Origin of the sequence: Erysipelatoclostridium sp. MSK.23.31, assembly GCF_019125875.1 — a bacterium.
Taxonomy (GTDB): Bacteria; Bacillota_I; Bacilli_A; order Erysipelotrichales; family Coprobacillaceae; genus Thomasclavelia; species Thomasclavelia ramosa.
This window is the reverse complement of record NZ_JAHOCB010000013.1, coordinates 54,554-75,762: the sequence shown is the minus strand read 5'-3', so window position 1 is coordinate 75,762 and position 21,209 is coordinate 54,554. Positions and strand designations below refer to the sequence as shown.

The 21,209-nt window shown below is 31.8% G+C and carries 18 protein-coding genes; 15 read left to right on the top strand and 3 right to left on the bottom strand.

Annotated elements, in window-relative coordinates; genetic code table 11:
- The first annotated feature begins 4 nt into the window (after positions 1-4).
- Positions 5-961 carry a ribose-phosphate diphosphokinase gene (locus KSU54_RS07815; RefSeq protein WP_003535177.1) on the top strand — a complete coding sequence of 319 codons (957 nt, stop codon included), beginning with the start codon at positions 5-7 and terminating at the stop codon, positions 959-961.
- Positions 962-1,065: 104 nt separating this feature from the next.
- Here the strand turns inward: KSU54_RS07815 and KSU54_RS07810 are convergent, their stop codons facing one another.
- Positions 1,066-2,214, bottom strand: coding sequence for an MFS transporter (locus KSU54_RS07810; protein WP_040434110.1), 1,149 nt, complete (start codon positions 2,212-2,214; stop codon positions 1,066-1,068).
- 163 nt (positions 2,215-2,377) lie between these two features.
- Between KSU54_RS07810 and KSU54_RS07805 the strand changes: the two genes are divergently transcribed.
- The 4 genes from KSU54_RS07805 to KSU54_RS07790 all read left to right on the top strand — a co-directional run bounded on the left by KSU54_RS07805 (position 2,378) and on the right by KSU54_RS07790 (position 9,222).
- On the top strand, positions 2,378-3,268 hold the full coding sequence (locus KSU54_RS07805) for a MurR/RpiR family transcriptional regulator (protein ID WP_008792439.1): 891 nt from the start codon (positions 2,378-2,380) through the stop codon (positions 3,266-3,268).
- A gap of 262 nt (positions 3,269-3,530) precedes the next feature.
- Positions 3,531-4,730, top strand: coding sequence for an MFS transporter (locus KSU54_RS07800; protein ID WP_003535171.1), 1,200 nt, complete (start codon positions 3,531-3,533; stop codon positions 4,728-4,730).
- A 46-nt stretch (positions 4,731-4,776) separates the two neighbouring features.
- Positions 4,777-5,661, top strand: coding sequence for a LysR family transcriptional regulator (locus KSU54_RS07795; protein ID WP_003535169.1), 885 nt, complete (start codon positions 4,777-4,779; stop codon positions 5,659-5,661).
- Between the two features lie 213 nt (positions 5,662-5,874).
- Positions 5,875-9,222 (top strand): hypothetical protein, encoded by a 3,348-nt coding sequence (locus KSU54_RS07790; RefSeq protein ID WP_003535167.1) that lies wholly within the window; start codon positions 5,875-5,877, stop codon positions 9,220-9,222.
- 100 nt (positions 9,223-9,322) lie between these two features.
- Here the strand turns inward: KSU54_RS07790 and KSU54_RS07785 are convergent, their stop codons facing one another.
- Entirely contained in the window at positions 9,323-10,309 is a 987-nt protein-coding gene (locus KSU54_RS07785; RefSeq protein WP_003535165.1) for a helix-turn-helix transcriptional regulator, read from the bottom strand.
- A 134-nt stretch (positions 10,310-10,443) separates the two neighbouring features.
- Between KSU54_RS07785 and KSU54_RS07780 the strand changes: the two genes are divergently transcribed.
- The 10 genes from KSU54_RS07780 (at position 10,444) to KSU54_RS07735 (ending at position 20,238) form a co-directional block, all read left to right on the top strand.
- The gene (locus KSU54_RS07780) at positions 10,444-11,352 is read left to right on the top strand and encodes an ABC transporter substrate-binding protein (protein ID WP_003535163.1); all 909 of its coding nucleotides are present in this window, start codon (positions 10,444-10,446) and stop codon (positions 11,350-11,352) included.
- Entirely contained in the window at positions 11,345-12,340 is a 996-nt protein-coding gene (locus KSU54_RS07775; protein WP_008792435.1) for a FecCD family ABC transporter permease, read from the top strand. Before KSU54_RS07780 ends, KSU54_RS07775 begins: the two co-directional genes overlap by 8 nt.
- Positions 12,334-13,308 carry a FecCD family ABC transporter permease gene (locus KSU54_RS07770; protein ID WP_003535160.1) on the top strand — a complete coding sequence of 325 codons (975 nt, stop codon included), beginning with the start codon at positions 12,334-12,336 and terminating at the stop codon, positions 13,306-13,308. Before KSU54_RS07775 ends, KSU54_RS07770 begins: the two co-directional genes overlap by 7 nt.
- Complete coding sequence (locus KSU54_RS07765) at positions 13,308-14,084, top strand: ABC transporter ATP-binding protein (RefSeq protein WP_008792433.1); 777 nt, start codon at positions 13,308-13,310, stop codon at positions 14,082-14,084. Before KSU54_RS07770 ends, KSU54_RS07765 begins: the two co-directional genes overlap by 1 nt.
- Before the next feature lie 110 nt (positions 14,085-14,194).
- Positions 14,195-15,007, top strand: coding sequence for a hypothetical protein (locus KSU54_RS07760; RefSeq protein WP_003535157.1), 813 nt, complete (start codon positions 14,195-14,197; stop codon positions 15,005-15,007).
- Positions 15,008-15,235: 228 nt separating this feature from the next.
- Positions 15,236-16,759 (top strand): NEAT domain-containing protein, encoded by a 1,524-nt coding sequence (locus KSU54_RS07755; protein WP_003535155.1) that lies wholly within the window; start codon positions 15,236-15,238, stop codon positions 16,757-16,759.
- Complete coding sequence (locus KSU54_RS07750; RefSeq protein ID WP_003535153.1) at positions 16,750-17,652, top strand: heme-binding Shp domain-containing protein; 903 nt, start codon at positions 16,750-16,752, stop codon at positions 17,650-17,652. The genes KSU54_RS07755 and KSU54_RS07750 overlap by 10 nt, the downstream gene beginning before the upstream one ends.
- The gene (isdE, locus tag KSU54_RS07745; RefSeq protein WP_003535151.1) at positions 17,630-18,517 is read left to right on the top strand and encodes a heme ABC transporter substrate-binding protein IsdE; all 888 of its coding nucleotides are present in this window, start codon (positions 17,630-17,632) and stop codon (positions 18,515-18,517) included. The genes KSU54_RS07750 and isdE overlap by 23 nt, the downstream gene beginning before the upstream one ends.
- The gene (locus KSU54_RS07740) at positions 18,504-19,487 is read left to right on the top strand and encodes a FecCD family ABC transporter permease (protein ID WP_117792008.1); all 984 of its coding nucleotides are present in this window, start codon (positions 18,504-18,506) and stop codon (positions 19,485-19,487) included. The genes isdE and KSU54_RS07740 overlap by 14 nt, the downstream gene beginning before the upstream one ends.
- Positions 19,477-20,238: an ABC transporter ATP-binding protein gene (locus tag KSU54_RS07735; RefSeq protein ID WP_003535148.1), complete on the top strand. Its 762-nt coding sequence runs from the start codon at positions 19,477-19,479 to the stop codon at positions 20,236-20,238. Before KSU54_RS07740 ends, KSU54_RS07735 begins: the two co-directional genes overlap by 11 nt.
- A 293-nt stretch (positions 20,239-20,531) precedes the next feature.
- On the opposite strand, the gene KSU54_RS07730 is transcribed toward KSU54_RS07735, so the two are convergent.
- A complete protein-coding gene (locus tag KSU54_RS07730; protein ID WP_003535145.1) occupies positions 20,532-21,197 on the bottom strand; it encodes a potassium channel family protein in 666 nt (221 codons plus the stop codon).
- Positions 21,198-21,209: the final 12 nt, after the last annotated feature.

The following is a 21,209-nucleotide window of genomic DNA, read 5'->3' as shown; positions in this document are numbered from 1 at the left end:
GAAAATGAAAAATAAAATAACTGTCTTTGCATTATCAGCTAGTGGTGAATTAGCTAACGATATCGCAGAAAAATTAGGAACAAAAGTAGGAAAAAGTAAAGTGCATCATTTTGCTGATGGAGAAATCTTAGTTGAAATTGATGAATCAGTACGTGGTAAGGATGTCTTTATTGTCCAGTCTACTTCTAATCCGGTCACTGAAAACTTAATGGAAATCTTAGTTTTAGCTGATGCTTTAAAAAGAGCTTCTGCTAAAGAAATTACAGCAATCATTCCATATTTTGGATATGCTCGTCAAGATCGTAAGGCTAAACCAAGACAACCAATTACGTCTAAATTAGTAGCTGACTTATTAACTGTAGCTGGTGTAACTAGAGTTGTAACAGTTGACTTGCATGCAGCTCAAATTCAAGGGTTCTTTGATATTCCAGTTGATGAAATGCAGGCATTGCCACTTATCTCAAACTACTTTAAGAAGAAAGATATGGAAGATATTTGCGTGGTTTCTCCTGACCATGGTGGTGCCACTAGAGCTCGTAAATTAGCAGTAGCTTTAGATGCCCCAGTTGCAATTATTGATAAAAGAAGACCTAAACCAAACGTGGCTGAAATCATGGGTGTTTTAGGGGATGTATCCGGGAAGAACTGTATTATGGTTGATGACATGATCGATACTGGAGGAACCATTGTTGCTGGTATTGAGATGTTAAAAGAAAAAGGTGCTAAATCAGTTCATGTTGCTTGTACGCACCCAGTATTCTCTGGACCTGCAGTTGAAAGATTACAAAATTCATCTGCTGATGAAGTTGTTGTAACAGATACAATCAAATTACCTGAAGATAAAATGTTCCCTAAATTAAAGACAGTTTCTGTAGCAGGTTTACTTGCTAAAACAATCGAAAACATTGAAAACTGTTTACCAGTTTCTGATGTCTTTGAAATGTTTGATTTTGATAAATAATATTTTGTGTTTCTTAATGAAACTAGAGTCGTCTATTTGGATAAATTTAAAGGATATAATTTTTAAGATTATATCCTTTTATCTTTTTTTAGTTACAAATTATTTTAGAAAAGATGATATTTATGCCCAGAAGGAAGATGATAAAAGTAAGAAATTCCTAGACCAATTACAGCGATTAAAAATAAAATTAAGTAAAAATCAGTATAAGAATAAGTATCAAGTATTTTTCCACCAAGACCTTGACCAACAATTGAAGAAAAACTATTGAATGTAGAAACCCATGCAAGAGCACTCATCTGTAAATCAGAATCAACTATAGAAACAACGATTTTCATATTGAGCATAATAAAGATTACGGTTGATACAGCCTTAGTACCGATAGATATAATCACATGTATGATATTATAAGGAATAAAACAATATGTACCAAACTGAATGATTAATAAGATAAAAACAATTATTAACATATGACGATTTGAAATGTTATTCATAAAACGATGAGAATAATAAATAATTGGTAATTCTGAAATAGTAATCAATAAAATAATTGTAGAAACCTTATCAACTGAAATCCCTTGATGCTGAAACATTGCTGGTAAATAGGTCGTATTTAGGTTAGTTATCGCATAGAATAAGCAAACTATAATCAAATAGACGATAAAGTTTTTATTCCATAAGCCTAGGTGTTGTGTAGTCGTTTCACCATGAATATCAGAATTTTTATGTTCGTTTCTAGTACCGATAATACCTAGAAGACAAATTCCTAGGCTAATAGAAAAAAAGAAATACATACTTTCAGGTGAAATGTATTGATATATAAGACCACCGATTTGTGAACCAATAGCATATCCAATTGTTCCCCAGATTCTAATTTTTCCATATTGATATTTAGATAAGGTGGCCATTCTTTCAATAACTGGCTTAGTGCTGTTAAAGAGCCCTAAAGTAAGACTGTACAATAAAGTAATACTAAAAAGATGTTTTGCAAAAATTAGAGCTATTCCTAAAATTGCGGCAATAATTAAAACAACACTATTTACCCATTTTAAGTTAAAGTGATCATTTAGATAGCCTACTAGAGGCTGTAAAATTACTGAAACAATGTATGAAGATGCTACTACCAGACTAACTTGTGAAGCACTATATCCACGATCTAGCAGATAAACAGAAATCAGGCCTGATAATAACGCCAGTGATAAAAAATAGAATAAATACATTAATAAATAACTTAAGTAACTATCTCGATACTGCATTTAAATTGCCCCCTTTAATAATATAATCAAAATATCACAGCTATGAACGTGATTAAATATTTAAATATTATTTAGACATAATGTTCACAATTAATAGTCAATATTTATTAAAATTTGTAAATAATATTCTCATTCTATATAATGAAGATATTAGGAGGTAATGATGATGTTGTTAAAAGAACAAATGAAAGCCTACCCCTTTTCACATAATGAACGGGTAATTATTGATTATATTCTAGATAAACAGATTAATATTAAAGACTATTCTGTTAAAATGATTGCTGATGCAACATTTACATCACCATCAACTTTGATTAGAATTTCGAAGAAGCTGGGTTTTCAAGGCTGGGTTGAATTTAAAGACGCCTATTTAGAAGAAGCAAATTATTTAAATAGCCATTTTTGTAATATTGATTCTAATTTACCGTTCAGTAACCAAGATTCTATTATGACAATAGCTAGTAAAATCGTAAATTTACACATTGAAAGTGCTAAAGATACTTTGTCTTTGTTCCAACATGATTCATTACAAAAAGCAGTACGAATTTTACACCAAAGTAAAGAGATACGGGTATTTGCAATGTCAAATCTAAATTTTGCTGGAGAAGAATTTGTATTTAAATTAAATCGAATTCATAAAAAAGCCTATATTCACCCTATACAAGATAATCTATTTCATGATGCTGCAATGTCTTCACCTGATGAATGTGCTATTTGTATCTCTTATTCAGGTGAGTCTTCTAATATTGTGAAGACCGCTCAGATATTAAAAGAAAATAACTGTCCAATTATAGCTATTACGAGTATTGGGAATAATAGTCTTTCAGATTTAGCTACGGTTACTTTGCGTGTTACGACAAGGGAAAAATCATTTTCAAAAATTGCTGGATTTTCATCATTAGAATCTATCAGTATAGTTTTAAACACCCTATATGCTTGTTTATTTTCATTAAATTACCATGATAATCTGACTTATAAACTTGATATTGCTAAAAAAATAGAAAATGCTCCTATTATTAATAATGAAATTATAGCTGAGAAAGATGATGAGTAAAGTTAACACGATTAGATATCTAATTCTCTTATTGACATTCTAAGTATATCTGTTATGATATCAAAGAGCCGACGGATACATATTCCGCTTAAGTAATTAAGTGTCGGGGAATATGTAATGTTGAAAACACATTCTTTTAAGGATGTGTTTTTTATTTCAAATAAAACTATACATAAAACGAATAGTATAAATAAAATATAAGTATTAGACATAGTAATGCAATTGATTATAATGAAAGTGTAATCAAAGGAGGATAATTATTATGGATAAAAAAATACTTAGATTTGCCTTATTATCAGCATCATTATTAGTGGGGAGTGCTGCAGCGATTAATGCTAATATTCCGGCCATGGCACAACATTTTGATCAAGTACCATTATCAATGGTAGAAATGTTAACGACGGTACCGTCATTATTTTTGATGATTTCCGTTTTAACAAGTTCTTTAATTGCTAAAAGAGTTGGGTATAAGCAAACAATTACTATTGGGCTGGGAATTGTTATGATTGCAGGGATAGTACCGTTATTAATTGATAATTTTATGATTATTTTGATTAGTCGTGCAATGTTGGGATTTGGTGTTGGTCTGTTTAATTCACTATTGGTATCGATGATCAATTATTTTTATGATGCTAAAGAGCGTTCATCAATGTATGGATTACAATCAGCATTTGAAGGGGCAGGAGGAATTGCGATTACTTTTATCGCTGGTCAGTTATTAAAGATTAATTGGCAGGCTCCGTTTATTGCTTATATGATTGCAATACCTGTTTTCTTTATTTATTTTAAGTTCGTCCCTCAGGTAAAAACAGCCGATGTGATTAAGGCTAATGGTGGGGATAAAATAAAAAAAGAAAGCCATAAAAGTGCCGGCTTTTTGCCAGTGGTTTATTATGTTGGATTAATTTTTATGGCTGCAATGTTATATATGATCATGGGTATTAAGATTGCTTCTTTAATGACTGGTGAGGGATATGGAACAGCGAGTGATGCTAGTTTAGTAATTATTTTATTATCATTAGGTGGAATTAGCGCAGGACTATTATTTGGAAAAATCTTAAAGGTTTTTAATCAGCTTACTACATCGATTGGATTAATTATTTTAGCATTAGCAATGGTAATTTTAGGATTAAGTCAAAATTTAGTTATAACGTTTGTTGGTGGATATTTAACGGGGTTTGGTTTTAAAATTTTTATGCCAAGTTTGATTGATAAAATTAATAATTCAAATATTCCAAATACTACGTTAGCTACTTCATTATTATTGGTTGGATTCAATTTAGGGGTGTTTATCTCTCCTTATGGCAGTATTGTAATCCAAAGTCTTATGAGAACTGAAGCTTTACCAGCTTTATTTATTGCTAATGCTATAGGATTTATCAGTTTAAGTACAATTACATTAATTATTACCCTTATAAAAAATAAAAAAACAGTTAATATCGTTCAAAAAGTTTTAGAATAATAGTATTATAGATAAATAACTCGTATAATAAAAAGTGGTGATAAAGATGGATCTAAGAGTTCTAGAATATTTTTTGGCAGTAGTTGAATCAGGTAATGTTTCTAAAGCAGCCCAAAAACTACACTTGACACAACCGACGCTAACAAGACAATTACAGCAGTTAGAAGAAATTTATGGCACACGTTTGTTTATTCGTGGGAGTAGACAAATTACTTTAACTAATAGTGGCATAATTTTAAAACGTCGTGCGAAGGAAATGCTAGATTTGCAAGATAAAACAGCAGCAGAAATTAGAAAAAGTGAGTATGATATTTCGGGAGAAATTACCATAGGATGTGGTGAATCGAGTGGAAATAAGTTTTTACCAGTAGTTTTAAAGGAGTTCTCAAAACGTTATCCCAAAATTAAATATAATATTTATACGGCTGGTAGTAATCAAAATAAGGAAAAGATCAACGAGGGTTTAATTGATGTAGCAATTGTTTTAGAACCAATCGATAAAGACTATTACCAATACCTGGAGTTGCCTTATTTAGATAAATGGTGCTTGGTAATGAAAAAAGATGATTTATTGAAAGAATATGAAACAATTGAAAATCACGTAGTATCTAATTTAGTTTTTGGAATTGCAAATCGATTAGAAGTTAAAGAAACTTTCAAAAACTGGTTAGGTAAAGAGATAAATGCACAAACGATTTTAAATTATGATATTAATTCAAATTTAGCTTTATTAGTAGAAAGTGGTCTTTGCTATGGAATCTCGATTGATGGAGTTTTCAAAAGTAATGCTTATCCAAATTTAACGTACCGACTATTAGAACCAGAAATTGTTTCACAATCGTGTTTGATTTGGAAAAAAGGGGTAGTGACTAATCAAGCATTAGAGAAATTTATTGTTTGTGCGAAGGAATTGATTTCATCAAATCAGTAATAATATAAAAGACATATTCTTTAATAGGATATGTTTTTTATATTTTGTTGCATTATTGAAAAGCGATGATTAGTTAATGAAATCATTGTTTTTTGCACTAAAAGTAATAAATGTTGCATTACTGCAACGAAATTTATAATTGTCGAAAATCATTCCATGTGCTAAATTTTTAATATGGGTTAGTTAAGGCTAACTAAAAAAGAGAAAGGAAAAATGGACAGTAAAATGGGAAAAAATTTAAATAAAGCACTCATATCGGTGCTTTCATTGGGAATGATTGTTTCAATGTGCTCGATAACGGTTAATGCGGTTGAAACGGATAATGTGGCTAATTGGGTTACGATGTATGGAGATAATGGTAATAATAGTATTACTCCAGATACAGTCAATGATGCTGAAAGACTGATCAATGGTGATATTATTGCAACAGGAACTTTTGATGGCAATAAGGTAACAGGTATTGAACAGGCTAAAGGAAAGAGTGATGGTGCTGTTATGCTATATGACAAAAATGGCCAAATAAAGTGGGAAACTTTAATAGGTGGGAGTGCAGCAGATAGTTTTAATGCTGTAACTGAAGCTAATGATGGCAGTTATGTTGCAGTAGGGGTAAGCCAGTCTAATGATGGTAATTTAGCCAATCTTAATAAGGGGGGAAAAGATGGAATAATCGCTAAGCTAGATTCAAATGGAACTTTAATTAAGGTTGTTACTGTTGGGGGTAGTGATGCGGATGAATTGAAGGCTATTCAACCAGCTGGCGATGGTGGATTTATTGTTGCAGGTTATTCACATTCTACTGATTTAGATATGAACGGTTTGAATAAGATTGAAACTGATCGCGATGCAATTATTGTAAAGATTGACCAAGATTTAAATATTGAATGGATTAATCGAGCTGGTGGAACTGGCGGTGATAAAGCAGTCAAGAAAATGGATGAATTTACTTCAGTAGTTGCTAACTATGGCGATGGTAGTTATTTAGCAGCTGGTTATTCGAGTTCTAGTGATGGAGATCTCGAAGGATTAGCTCATGGTGGTAAAGATGCATTTGTTGTTAAGTTTAATGAAAATGGAACAAAAGAATGGGTAAAAGCTTTTGGTGGAACTGGAGATGATGTTTTTAATCATATAATTAGAGCTCATAATAAAAAAGTATCTACTGATAAAACAGAAATATCAAGCAGTGATATTGATAATGGGTATGTATTAACAGGAACGACTAACTCAAATAGTGGTATTGTTGGAAATGAAGAGGAAAATAATGTTGCATTTACCTTAAAGATTGATTCAAATGGACAAGTTGAATGGACTACAAGCCTTGCTAATAATAGTAAGACAACAGGAGATTATCTTTTAGCGATTAGTGATGGTTTTTTAGCGGTTGGAACCTTTGATACTAATGATCAAGATTTTACAGGGATAAAGACATACGGTAAAGAAGATATTTATATTGCCCACTATTCAAAGGATGGAACTTGTTTAAATATTTCAAGCTATGGTGGAGATGGAAAAGATAATCCAGAAGGAATTATTCCTGGAGCAAATGATGACTATATCGTCTATGGTAATACAAATTCTAATAGTGGCTTGTTTGAAGGAAAATTAAAAGGTAAGTATGATGGCTTTTTAGCTAGTTTAGCGGGAACAACACTAGAGCAATATGCAGAAGAAAAGTATTTAGTGCCGGTAGAAGCTTGGAAAGCTAATGAAGATAGTCTTTCAATGATGGCACCATTATTATATAAAGATGCATATGTTGAAAAAATTGGCTTTAAGTATGCTGTAACAATTTATTTTACTAACGCAACAATTATGGGAACTCAAGTTAGCGCTTCAACATTAGGGGAAGTTAGTTATGAAAAAAATGGTGAAATGATAGCGGTGTTGAAAGATGAGTACGATGAAGTAACACAAGTAAAAACAGTTACGCTTGAAGTTGATGATTTAGATACACCGGTCAAATTACATATCGATAAAGCAATGGGAGATATACGTTTATCTTTCTCTAGTAAAGATATGGTAGAAACTACCAATCCGCCATATTTTGCTCCAGTTGAAGTAGAACAGCCAGACTTTAAAACTAGTTGGAAAGTAAATATTGGTGGTAGTGATTATGATTATACTGATGATATGACAGTTTTGAAAAATGGAAATATTGTTGCTGTAGGGCAATCATACTCAAATGATGGTGATTTTCAAAATCTGTTAAAAGGTGGTTCAATAGCTTATATTAATCAATATGATCCAAAAGGAGAACTTTTAAAAACTCTTACTTTAGGAGGAACAGAGTACGACTCAATTGCATATGCAGCTAAGGTATGTGGCCTAGATGATGGTGGTTTTGTAGTTAGTGGTGGATATCAAGAAGGGGTGTATGTGGCTCCAACCGGTGATTTTGCACAGTTAGATACTGCTGGTACCGTTCATGGTCAAATGGATACTTTTATTGCTAAATATGACTCTAACAGTAAGCTGATCTGGATGAGTAATTTTAGTGGCTCAGCCAACGATCAAGTTAAACAAATTAAAGCTACGGATGATGGCGGTATTGCTGTTTTAATAGAAACAAATTCAAATGATGGCGATATGGAAAATCAAAATCGAGGATTATATGACTTAGTCATAGTTAAATATGATGCTCATGGTAAAAAAGTCTGGCAACGAGTTTTAGGTGGAAAAAATATTGAAACTTCAAGTTCGGGATTAGATATTCTAAGTGATGGCAGTTTTATTGTTGCTGGTAGTCTTTCTTCAAAAAGTGGTGATTTTGCAGATGTTGACTGGTATGGAGATATATTTGACTGCTTTGCTGCAAAAATTAGTGCTACTGGTGAATTATTGTGGACTAAAGCTTATGGTGGCGATCGCAATGATTATTGTAATAGTGTCTTAGCTACTAGTGATGGTGGATTCATTTTAATGGGTAACACTAAATCAACTACTGACACATTTGCTCCAATTGGAACAGGGTATGACAATGCATATGTTTTAAAATGTAATGAAACTGGTGAGACAGAATGGGTCAATGTGATCAAGAGTAGTGAAGCTAGTGAAATGATAAGTGCGATAGAACTTGAAGATCAATATGTATTTATTGGTCAATCAAGAGGAACAGACTATGATGTAACAGGTCTTAATAAGGGAAGTATGGATGTTTTTATTGCAAATTATGAAAAGAATGGTACTTTGAAAACAATCGAAAATATTGGTGGTTCAAAAGCTGATTATGCTTCAGAGATTATGGTATTAAATGATTATCAAATTTCATTACTGGTGTATAGTGAATCAAATGATGGAGATTTCAAGAATCTAAATCGTGGAAAGTTTGATGGAATGTTAATGACATATGATTATCGTCAAAAAGCTGATAATTCAACTACTGACAAGCCAAATCAAGATAATGTAAATAATCAAAATAATAGTAATGTGATCGAGACAACTAATTCATCAATAAAAAATAGTATTAATACTGGTGATGATTCAAAAATCATTGGTTATAGTTTATTGGGTGGGACAATGTTAATAATTTTATTATTAACTAGAAAAAAATATAATTAAAAAGTACTCTTGTTAGAGTACTTTTTTATGGAAAAAGGGTATATAAGATAATATGGGAGGTTGATAATAATTTCTATTTGATTGAGAAAAAACAGCCCCTTTAGCGTTGTGTTAATTGGAATTGTTTAGGTGTTATACCAGTTTTTTTACGGTAAAAATAGATAAAAGAATTAGCATTAGAAAAACCTAAAGTCTTAGCAATTTGAATAATTGTAGATTGTTCAGATAACAGCATACTATTAGCCATATTTAAGCGTAAATTACTAATATAGTCATGAATACTACAATGATATAAGTATTTGAAACCAGCTGTAAGTTTTTGCTCACTAATATAGTGAATCTTTGCCAGCTCCTTAATTGTTGGGGGATGCTGATAGTTAACAGTTAGATCATTGTGAATCTGCTGGATTATTTCTTGATCATCATTATTTAGTAAGATGTTTCGACCGCATTTTAGTTTAATTGTAATAGTTTTAGATTGGGGATATAGAATATTATTTTGAGGTAACAGAAAGTAGACGATCTTCATTAATTGAGCATCAAGATATAGTTGTGAGATTGCTTTATTTCTTAAAGTGTCAGATATTTCTTGCATTAATTGTAAAAGTTTAGAGGGGAGTGGTCGAAATATTTTATTTTTTTCAATTTTTTCTAGTGTTGTATAGGAATATCCATATGCCGATAATTTTTTTTCGAAAAAATCTTTTTTTATGATTATATCTGTAGAATGATAATGTTGATTTTTTTTCCAAACTTGTAATCCACTACGCTTTGAACCATTTAAATAAAAACTAGAAGGCTCTAAATGATTATTATGACTCTCTTTTAAATCATACTCAATTTCACCAGTTAGAAGCATTCCTAGCTGTAGATATGTTTCACTTATTTCAAATGATATTTCAATATCATAGGGTGCAGTAAAATCACCAACAAAAAGTTCATACATATCTGCAATATGCACATGAATAATGAATTCTTCAGGTTGTTGAGGATTTATATATAAGGAAAAGTTATCATACTGATAGTATTGGAAAGCTAGTTTATTAAAGAAAATATTATAGTACTCTGTCAAATTTCTACATATCATAATTATCACCAGTTAAATTATACATAAAATAAATGTAAAAATACATAATATTAGTGAAAATATTGTAAAAGAAATTAAGCCATGCTAGAATCACAACATAAGTTAGCTAAAACTAACTAAGAAGGGAGATATAAATGAAAAAAGTACTATCAACTATATTAGTGTTAAGTTTATTTATTTTAACTGGTTGTTCAGCTGCCACTAAAGATACAATAAGAACAGTTGAAACAGTAAAAGGAAAAATAGAGATTCCTAATGAGCCTAAACGTGTTGTAATAGATTATTTTGTTGGAGATGCACTTGCACTAGGAGTGGAGCCGGTTGGAACTACATATGTATACAAAGATTCTGTATTTGAAGAAGATTTGAAAGATGTACCTTCAATTAATGGTGATGATGCGTATGGGCAGTATAGTATGGAAGCAGTGACAAAATTAAAACCGGATTTAATTATTACATATTCTGAGGCTGATTATGATAATTTATCTAAGATTGCACCAACGGTACTAGTTGATTATTTAAATATGTCAACTGCCGAAAGAATCACTTGGATGGCTGATGTTTTAAATAAGAAAGAGGAGGGGAAAAAATTGCTTGCTGATTTCAATCAAGAAGTTGCTGGATATAAGCAGCAGTTACAGGATGCTAAAATATCTAACAAGACGATAACTTTGATGGAAACATATAGTAAAGAATTATTTGTATATGGAAATAAACAAGGTCGTGGTGGAGAAGTTTTATACGATTTATTAGAATTAAAAGCACCCGAAGTTGTTCAAAAAGAAATTATTAATGGTGAACAATATCGTTCTATTTCATTAGAAGCAATCAATGAGTATGCCGGTGATATGATAATGATTGGTGGCTGGCAAGAAGATCCTATGGATTTAGTTGGAAATAATAGTGTATGGAACTCAACTCCAGCTGTAAAAAACCAAAAGGTAATTACATATGATTCAAGTGCATATATCTATCAAGATATTTTATCAACAAAAGAACAGTTAAAAAACATTACTCAAAGTATTTTAGCACTGTATGAATAACCAACAAGTAAGAAAATGGCTGATAGTAGGACTATGTCTATTACCTATCATCATTTTCTTTTCATTAAAATTTGGTGCGGTGACAATAGGATGGGAAGATTTTTTTAAAATCATTTTAGGTAAAAAGAGTAATGGAAATGATTATGAAGTTATTATTAATCTTAGATTTCCTCGAATTTTAGCGACTGGAATCGTCGGTAGTGCATTTGCGATGGCTGGAGCAGCAATGCAAGGACTGACTAAAAATCATTTAGCTGATTCGGGAATTTTAGGAATCAATGCGGGTGCTTCCTTTATGTTAGCAATTTGCTTTGCTTTGGTCAGTCGCAGTAATTTTCTTTTAATGATGATGTATTCTTTTGTCGGAGCAGGATTAGGTTTATTTTTAACGATGACAATGGGAAAAGGGAAGTATACTAATAATTCTAAACGATTATTATTAGCTGGTGTTGCAGTCTCACTTTTCTTTACTTCGTTAAGCCAGTTTATAGCAATTTATTTTGGAATTGGTCAAGAATTAACATATTGGAATGTAGGCGGAACTGCTAATATTGGATATCAAGAACTTATTTTAGCGACATTATTATTTGTTTCTGGTCTATTTTTGCTTTTGAGGCAAGGGAAAAATATTACGATTATTTCAATGAGTGAAGAAACTGCTGTTGGTTTAGGGGTAAACGTTCCTCGTTGTAAAATACTAGTATGTTTAGCGGCACTGCTTTTAGCGGGAATGGCAGTTAGTATTGTTGGGTCAATTGGATTTATTGGTTTGATTGTTCCTTATTTGGTAAGACGATTAGTTAAAAAGGAGGATTATCAAATTATTTTGCCTATGTCTGCGATATATGGAGCAGTCTTTTTAATTCTTATCGATCTTATTGCTAGAAATCTACAACCACCTTATGAAACACCACTAGGAATAATTATGGCACTGATTGGTGTTCCATTTTTCCTTTTTATGGAAAGGAGCATAAATAAAAAATGTTAAAGAAAAAAAGAATAATCATTTTTCTGATAATCATTTTATTAGTATCAAGCTTTTTGTCATTCACGATAGGTCAGATGAAAATTGAATTAAGTGAATTATTTGATCCATATACACAATTAGTAATCTTTCAATTTCGGTTACCGCGTTTGTTATGTGCCATTTTAGTAGGTGGTGGAATGGCTTTGGCAGGACATATTTTACAAACAGTATTACAAAATGATTTAGCTGATCCGGGTGTAATTGGAATAAACTCAGGAATTTCATTCTTTGTTTTGTTATATATTTTAGTTAGTGGAACAGATATATTTTTAGATTATGTTTGGATGCCTTTAGCTGGAATGATTGGTGCTGTAATAACGATTGGTTTACTAATGTTTTTGATTTATGAAAAAGAACGTGGAATAGATCCAATTCGGATGACTATATGTGGGGTAGCTCTTAATTTAGGATTCCAAGGGTTAATTCTATTCTTCTCAGCAAAGCTGAATCGTCAAAAGTTTTCGTATGTGCAATTATGGAATGCTGGTATTCTAACAGGAACAGACTGGCTAAAAATAGCTTTATTAATAACAATATTAGTGATTATTGGAGTAATATTGTGGAAATATCAAGATGTTCTAAATATTTTTTCGTTAGGAAAGGAAAGTGTAATAACCTTGGGGGTTGATTTAAAAAAACAAACAATTATTTTAATTAGTTTAGCCGGATTTTTAGCAGCTTTTACCATTGCTTTTGGAGGTTCTATTCCTTTTGTAGGTTTAATCGCACCGCATATTGCAAGAAGGTTAGTTGGTAGCAATCATCGTTATTCATTATGGGTCAGTATGTTAATGGGAAGCCTTATGGTTATTATCGGTGATAGTTTATCAAGAAGTCTGATGAGTACTGTTGAAATTCCAACAGGGATTATTTTATCATTGATTGGAGTGCCGTATTTTATTTATCTATTAAAAAAGGAGAGATCATGATGAAGGGAATTATTGAAGCTAGACAGTTAAGTACCGGTTATGGTAAAAAGATTGTTTTGAAAGATCAAAATATTGTAATTCCTAAAAATAAAATTACCGTTATTTTAGGACCAAACGGATGTGGGAAATCAACCATGTTAAAGACAATGGCTCGGGTATTACCATTAAAAGATGGTAAAATAATTCTTGATGGAAAAGATTTGAAAACTATGAAAACAGCTGAAATAGCTCAGAAAATAGGTTTTCTCTCACAAATTCTAAATACCCCTGAAGGAATAAGTGTTTATGAGTTAGTTAGTTATGGTCGTTATCCATATAAGAGGATATCATCGACTAAAGAAGATCAAAAGATTATTGAGTGGGCTTTGAAAGAAACCCAAACTTTTGAGATAAAGGATATGTTGGTTCATGATTTATCTGGGGGTCAAAAACAACGAGTGTGGATTGCGATGGTACTTGCTCAGCAGACAAATACAATTTTACTAGATGAACCAACAACATACTTAGATATTGGTCATCAATTAGAAGTATTAGAATTATTGAGTAAATTAAATAAGGAAGAACAACAGACAATTGTCATGGTTTTACATGATATTAATCATGCTTCACGTTATAGTGATTGGATCATTGCTATGAAAGAAGGCAAAGTTTTTAAAGAAGGAAGCCCAAAAGATATAATAACTTCAGAAGTGATTCAGGAACTTTATGGTGTTAAGACGCAAATTATTTTTGATAAAGAACATAATTGCCCAGTGTGTTTTTCATATGATCTTTAAGTAATAAGTAGTTAAAAATAGCTATGTTCATCATGAATATAGCTATTTTATCTTGTTTTAAAGGAATAAATACGATAATATGTTAGCATAAACTAACTTTGGAGGGGATTATGCAGCTAACAAAAGAAAAACTATCATATTTATTATTTTTATATAAACAAAGAGAAATGGATTACACAGTTACTCGGTTAGCGCAAGAGGTCGGAGTATCAAAATCAACGTTTAGCCGAGTATTGAATACCTTCTATCAGGAGGGGTTAACGACTGAAAAAGGGAAGGGAATTTTATCATGCCAGGGATGTAGAATGGCAAGGGAATATTTAAAAGATATTAATAAATTATCTGATTGGTTAAAATATACAGCTAATTTTGATGATGAAGAAGCGTATCAAGAGGCACTATCATTAGTTTTAACACTATCATCTAAAGCACGTGCTAAACTTGTTAACAACACTAGTAAAGAAAGATTATTTGAATTGATTGATAATGTAAAAGAAATTAGTGGAGATATGCTTAGTGCTAATCTTGATGATGGTCAATACCTGTTTGCTTTTACTGTTTATAAAGCTGATAAGATGGAAATATCAATGGCTAATGATGGTTTCTTTCATCCAGGAATATTGGATATAAAAATGGGACATGGAGGATTAGTTTTAAAGCCAAAAGAAGTTGAACGAGAATCGATGATGGGGAAAATGGTTCTTAAAGGGAAGCTGAGTTCTTTAAAATACCAAGTAGGAGAAGACTATCTCGAATGTCGTATGATCAAGGATGATTATATTATTCCTATTTCAAAATTACGTTTTCATTATTCAAAGGAAGAACGGATATTGCAAACGAGTGTAAAGATAAAGGTTAAACCAACGGTTGGTAAAATTCATATGCCCGAGAGTATTGCAATTATGAACGTTATTATAAAATAGTATTTCATCGATGAAACATCAAAAAATGCTGTATTTATAAAGAAAAAAGATATTTTTTGAAAAGATTGTTTCAATGGGGGCAACAAAATTAGTAGTTGTTTTAAGATTAGATGTATGTAAAATAATGGATGTAGTTAGTTTTAGCTAACATTAGCAGAGAATATATTCTCTATATTTTTTAACTAAATAGTTAGTCTTTTCTAACAAAGAAAAAGAGGGAGGAAGAAAATGAAAAAACTTTTAAAAGTAGTATTAGTTTTAATGCTGGCATTTGGAATTCAGATAGCCACATTAAGTAATGTAGATGCTGCTCAGGTAAGCGATTTACCAGATGGTAAATATACTATTCCAACAAAATTGAAGAATGCAAGTAATATTGCAAATGATTCAATGGCAGCTGGAGCATTAGCAGAAAATGGAGAATTATCAGTAGAGGAAGGAAAGTGGTATTTAACTGCTGAATTTAAAACATTAAATTTAATGGGCTTAGTTGGTAATGCAGGAAATATCCAATATTATGAAACTGATACAAAATCAGAAAAACATGCTGCTGAAGTTATTAGTTATCGCGAAGATGATCAAGGAAAGCAACAAGTAGAAAAAGTTAAAATACCTGTAGCGGTAAACAGTGAGGGTGTTTATATTGAAATGTTTGTTGACGCGATGGGTACGACAGTTGATGCGTATATTCAATACAGTACAGCGGATATTGTTATTCCTGAAGAACCAGAAGCACCTGAATATACATTAGCTGATGGTACTTATACTGTGACTAGCGATGTATTAAAAGCAAATGAAGATGTACAATCAATGGCTGCCCAAGCGGTCAAGAGCGCTACGGTTACTTCAAAAGATGGAACTTTATTAGTAACATTACAAATGGGTGCAGTTACTGTGTATGGTCAAACTGCATACGTTGATAAAATGGAAGTTGAGCAGGCTGATGGAACTTCTTATAAAGAAGTTGATATCACAGGACGTGATAGTGATGGAAATGTAAGTGAAATGCAATTTACATTAGCAAAAAATACAAAATTAACAAATGTAAAATTCTACTATGGTGGAAGTACTCATGGTTCTGAGGCGAGATTATCTTTAGGATTGGATAATCCAACACTAGTAGTACCAGAAAGTACAAGCAAATTTGCTAAAGATGGTACATATACAGTAGATGTTGCTTTATGGAATGCGACTCAAGATAAGGCTTCAATGGCAGCGGGTGCAATTGACAGTCAAGCTACAGTAGTAGTTAAAAATGGTGTAGCAACAATGTATATCACAACTAAAGAAATGACTATGGGAACAATTAAAGCATGGTTAGAGGAATTATACATTGGTTCATCAACTGATGATTATAAATCAAATCCAGCTGTTATTGTAAGTAAAAATGCTGATGGTAAAGCAACTATGTGGTCTTTCGTTTTACCAAATGAGGAAGAATTATTTGATGTTGTGGTAAATCCACATGTAGCTATGATGGGGAATAGTGATATTCCAGCAAGAATGAAAGTTGATTATAGCACATTAAAATTTGTATCTGATTCAATTGAAGCACCTAAGGTAGATGGTGAATCAAATAATAATACAAACGATACACCAAATACAACAACTCCAACGACTAACCAAACTACAGGAACATCAAGTAGTTCAGTGAAAACTGGAGATAATGCTAATATGGAATTAATGGGAGGATTATTAGTTTCATCATTAGTGGCTGCGGCATATTTAACAAGAAAAAGATTATGCAAATAAAAAAAGTATTATTAATATTGGTTGCCATCATAACGATGACAATTAATATTAAACCAGCTTTTGCCCTAGACGATGGAGCGTACTTAATTGGACGCTCCACGTCTTACGTTAATCCTCTAACTGGTAACACCGAAGATGGTGGTACTAATATTACATTAGGTGATAGCATGGTTTCAAGTATTGTAGAAGGCAATTTGTTATTAGAGCAAACTGGTGGTAAATATTATATTACTGTTGGTTTGGGATTAGCTTCAAATGTTTCAAATGTAAGATTTAAAATCATGAATAGTGGTGGTTCTTTTAATAGTGTTAGTGCTACTAAAACAGGAAGTAGTAGTGCTAATGGTGACACGGTAAATCATTATCGAATTCAAATTAATTCATTAAATGATTATATTAGTCCTATCATGTATGTCGCTCCAATGGGGCGTGATGTGCAATTTTTTATTAAATTAAATCAAGGATCTATTACTCCGGGAACAGGTGTATACACTAGTACCATGGTACCAGCCACTGCCGATAATGGAAATTCGGTAAATAATAATTCAACTACTAATAATAGCACCAGCAATAATACAAGTACGAATTCTAATCAAACTAGTGATACGACAACAAATGAAGAACAACCAGTGGTAGAAACGCCGGTAACTACAGTGGGGGAAGTGTCACGTGAAAGTTTATTTGATGGTATTTCTGGCTTATCTAGCCATGTAATTGATACAAATGGCAAAGTTAATGAAAAGAAGAAATTGACAGTTAAAAATTTATTAAAACAAAGTGAGCAAAAAAAGGATAGTAGTAATAATACGCTGTTGATTATTGGAATTGTAGCGGTTATAGCTGTCGTAGCAGGAGGGGGAGCATATTATTATGTTAAAAAAGTTAAAAAATAGTTTTCTTGTTCTTGTCCTTGCTTTGTCAATGATTGGTTGTGTAGATCAAAGTGGAAAAAGTGATAATAATAATTTGACGATTGCAGCAACTTCGGTAGCTGTTACGGAAATTTTAGAAGCTTTGGATGTTCCAGCTGATCAGGTAATTGGCATTCCGACGACTGAAAGTTATACAGTACCAAAGAAATATAAAAAAGCGACAGAACTAGGAACTGCAATGTCGCCAGATATGGAAGTATTGTCAACTTTAAAACCATCGCTAGTATTAAGCCCTAATTCATTGGAGGGTGATTTAGCTTCTAAATATGAAAAAATTGCTGTAAGTTCTAGTTTCTTAAATCTTAAAAGTGTAGCAGGTATGTTTAAAAGTATTGAGGAGTTAGGAAGCTTATTAGGTAAAGAGAAAAAAGCGAATAAATTAGTAGATGAATTTGTTAATTATATGGTTGAATTTAGAGCTAAATACCAAAACACAGCAAGTCCACGGGTTTTAATTTTGATGGGTTTGCCAGGTGGCAGCTACCTTGTTGCTACAGAATCTAGCTATGTTGGTGATTTAGTAAAATTAGCTGGTGGAACAAATGTTTATGGTAATGGTAATGGTCAGGATTTTGTCAATGTCAATGCTGAAGATATGTTACAACAAAATCCTGATATTATCTTGAGAACTAGTCATGCGATGCCAGAGGAAGTAATGAAGAATTTTGAAACCGAATTTGCTCAAAATGATATTTGGAGTAAATTCAGTGCAGTTCAAAATGGAAAAGTTTATAATTTAGATAATAATTATTTTGGGATGAGTGCTAATTTTAATTATCAAAAAGGCTTAGAAAATTTAGAAGGAATTTTATATGGAACTAATTAAAAAACATCCGCGAATATTTATAATCTTTTTAATATTAGTATTATTTATCTGTTTTTTTATCGCAATAAATCTTGGAAGTATTCAAGTTTCAATTGTTCAATTGTTTAAAGGGTTATTTATTGAATACGATGTCGATGTAGCAAGTGTATATAGTATTCGCTTTCCAAGAATTATCATCTCCATGTTAGTAGGTGGTGCATTAGCATTATCTGGACTTTTATTTCAAGTTGTTTTAAAGAATCCGTTAGCTGATCCGGGAATCATTGGAATTGCTAATGGGGCGAGTTTAGTTAGTGTACTAGTTGGTTTATTTTTGCCTCAACTATCTGCGATTGCTCCTTTACTATCATTCTTTGGAGGTTTAATAACATTTGCAATTATTTATAGTTTATCGTGGAAAGCTGGATTTAAAACAACTCGAATCATTTTGATTGGGGTGGCAATCAACTATACTATCAGTGCTCTTGTTACCCTCGCAAATAGTGCAACTGCTTCAATCACAAGTGGTGCTACGGGTACGATTTCCTTGTATACTTGGCAAGATGTTATGACCTTATTAATTTATTTGGTTCCTGTAATAATCATTACTTTATTTATGGCGAAGGCATGTAATCTATTAGGGTTAGAAGATCGAACCCTTACTTCGCTAGGAGTAAATGTGAATGTATATCGCTTTGGTTTATCATTATTAGCAGTTTTATTATGCAGTATTAGTGTAGCAGTAGTTGGGGTAATTGGCTTTATTGGTCTGCTAGTACCTCATATTTCAAGATTGTTAGTGGGAACTGAACATAAACATTTGATACCAATTAGTATATTGATAGGAGCAATTGTTTTGTTAGTTGCGGATACGGTAGGAAGAATTATTATGGCTCCCTATGAGATCTCGGCAGCCATTATTATGGCTATCATTGGTGGACCTTTATTTATTATCTTATTGAAACGGAGTATTGATGTTGATGGAAGTTAAAAAAATTAAATTTAGTTATCAAGATAAACCGTTTATTGAAGAACTTTCGGTAAAATTTAAAAAGAATAAGATTACATCAATCATTGGTCCTAATGGTAGTGGTAAATCGACTTTATTAATGCTTTTAAGTCGTATTTATAAAGCCAAAGATGGAACAATAACATTAAATGATAAAAATGTCTGGGACTATAAGATCAAGGAATTTGCTAAAAACGTTGCAGTAGTTCACCAAAAGAATCAGATTTATGGGGATTTAGATGTTAAGACAATTGTTGGTTATGGACGTTTACCATATTTAAGTTATCATCAAAATCTAAGCGAGGAAGATTATCAAATTATAGATTGGGCCATTGCAACAACTAATCTAAAAGAATACGAAAATCGTTTGTTAGCGAATTTGTCTGGTGGTCAGCAGCAGCGTGTTTGGTTGGCAATGGCTTTAGCTCAAAAAACACCTATTTTATTACTGGATGAGCCAACTACATATTTAGATGTTAAATATCAAATTGAAATACTTAATTTAATAAAAGAAATAAATAAAAAATATCAAATGACGATTATTATGGTTCATCATGATATTAATCAAGCAATCAATTATAGTGATGAAATCATTGCAATGAAAGATGGGAAAATCTTATTTCAAGGAGTTCCTGAGGAAGTAATAACTTCAGCATCATTAAAGTCTTTATATGATTATGATTTATCAGTGATTGATTATAATCATCAAAAAATAGTATTAAATTATCAATAGCTAACATAATTTACCGTTGTTAGAAGTTAATCTTAGATATTTATAATTTAATCTAGCGATATTTAATTACTATACTAAGGAATGTAGTCAGGATTGTTTAAATAGTTTTTCAATCCCTTCTCCAAATGACTACTCTTCATGATATTCTTTCCGGATATCAATAAATTTAGATAGAGTCCCACTATCTGTACTCAAAATGAAAAACAGCCATTAAACAATCTTTTATAGAAACTTCCTAAAGTAAATAGAGTTTGCTATATAGAAAAGTTAATTGGCTGTTTTTGTGTTAATTATTAACTAACAAATATTTCATTTAATTTTCCAATTGCCTGCTCATCGCCAAAAGCGAGAATATCTTGTCCGGCTTCAATTAGCGTATCTCCGTGAGGAATCATTAATTCATCATCATTGTAAATCGCAATTAAGAGAGCATTGTTTGGTAAAGAAATTTCAGAAATTTGTTTGCCGGCATATCGTGATTGATAATCAACTCGAATTCGCACGATTGAAAAATCACCTTTAGATAATTTCATTAAGGTCATAATTGATTGATAATTCATTTCATCAGCAATCATATGACCAATAATGTCAGCTTGATTGATTTTAGCATCAACTCCCATTCCAGAATTAAATAACCAGGCATTTTTAGGGTTATTAACACGAGCAATTATTCGTGGAACGTCATATTCAAATTTAGAAACCATGGCAGTAGTTAAATTGACTTCATCTAATCCAGTTACACAGACTAAGGCCTGACAAGTTCTAACGCCTGCTTTTTCAAGAACCTCAATATCTGTTCCATCGCCGATTACTAAACATTCTTCTGGTAGTCCGGCATTTTTATAGTTTTCAAGTGCTTTAGTTCTATTTTCAATAACACGGACCTCATGGTTATTTTTAAGTAGTAAACTTGTGATATAAGAACCAATTTGACCTCCACCTACTATAATTATTTTCATTTTTTTCACCTC

Bases quoted from the DNA above. Each gene is read 5' to 3' on its own strand.
- KSU54_RS07750 (WP_003535153.1), top strand. From the start codon at position 16,750: ATGCAAATAAAAAAAGTATTATTAATATTGGTTGCCATCATAACGATG.
- KSU54_RS07740 (WP_117792008.1), top strand. From the start codon at position 18,504: ATGGAACTAATTAAAAAACATCCGCGAATATTTATAATCTTTTTAATA.
- KSU54_RS07770 (WP_003535160.1), top strand. From the start codon at position 12,334: ATGTTAAAGAAAAAAAGAATAATCATTTTTCTGATAATCATTTTATTA.
- KSU54_RS07815 (WP_003535177.1), top strand. From the start codon at position 5: ATGAAAAATAAAATAACTGTCTTTGCATTATCAGCTAGTGGTGAATTA.
- KSU54_RS07775 (WP_008792435.1), top strand. From the start codon at position 11,345: ATGAATAACCAACAAGTAAGAAAATGGCTGATAGTAGGACTATGTCTA.
- KSU54_RS07735 (WP_003535148.1), top strand. From the start codon at position 19,477: ATGGAAGTTAAAAAAATTAAATTTAGTTATCAAGATAAACCGTTTATT.
- KSU54_RS07765 (WP_008792433.1), top strand. From the start codon at position 13,308: ATGAAGGGAATTATTGAAGCTAGACAGTTAAGTACCGGTTATGGTAAA.
- KSU54_RS07810 (WP_040434110.1), bottom strand. From the start codon at position 2,214: ATGCAGTATCGAGATAGTTACTTAAGTTATTTATTAATGTATTTATTC.
- isdE (WP_003535151.1), top strand. From the start codon at position 17,630: ATGTTAAAAAAGTTAAAAAATAGTTTTCTTGTTCTTGTCCTTGCTTTG.
- KSU54_RS07785 (WP_003535165.1), bottom strand. From the start codon at position 10,309: ATGATATGTAGAAATTTGACAGAGTACTATAATATTTTCTTTAATAAA.
- KSU54_RS07780 (WP_003535163.1), top strand. From the start codon at position 10,444: ATGAAAAAAGTACTATCAACTATATTAGTGTTAAGTTTATTTATTTTA.
- KSU54_RS07805 (WP_008792439.1), top strand. From the start codon at position 2,378: ATGATGTTGTTAAAAGAACAAATGAAAGCCTACCCCTTTTCACATAAT.
- KSU54_RS07800 (WP_003535171.1), top strand. From the start codon at position 3,531: ATGGATAAAAAAATACTTAGATTTGCCTTATTATCAGCATCATTATTA.
- KSU54_RS07795 (WP_003535169.1), top strand. From the start codon at position 4,777: ATGGATCTAAGAGTTCTAGAATATTTTTTGGCAGTAGTTGAATCAGGT.
- KSU54_RS07760 (WP_003535157.1), top strand. From the start codon at position 14,195: ATGCAGCTAACAAAAGAAAAACTATCATATTTATTATTTTTATATAAA.
- KSU54_RS07790 (WP_003535167.1), top strand. From the start codon at position 5,875: ATGGACAGTAAAATGGGAAAAAATTTAAATAAAGCACTCATATCGGTG.
- KSU54_RS07730 (WP_003535145.1), bottom strand. From the start codon at position 21,197: ATGAAAATAATTATAGTAGGTGGAGGTCAAATTGGTTCTTATATCACA.
- KSU54_RS07755 (WP_003535155.1), top strand. From the start codon at position 15,236: ATGAAAAAACTTTTAAAAGTAGTATTAGTTTTAATGCTGGCATTTGGA.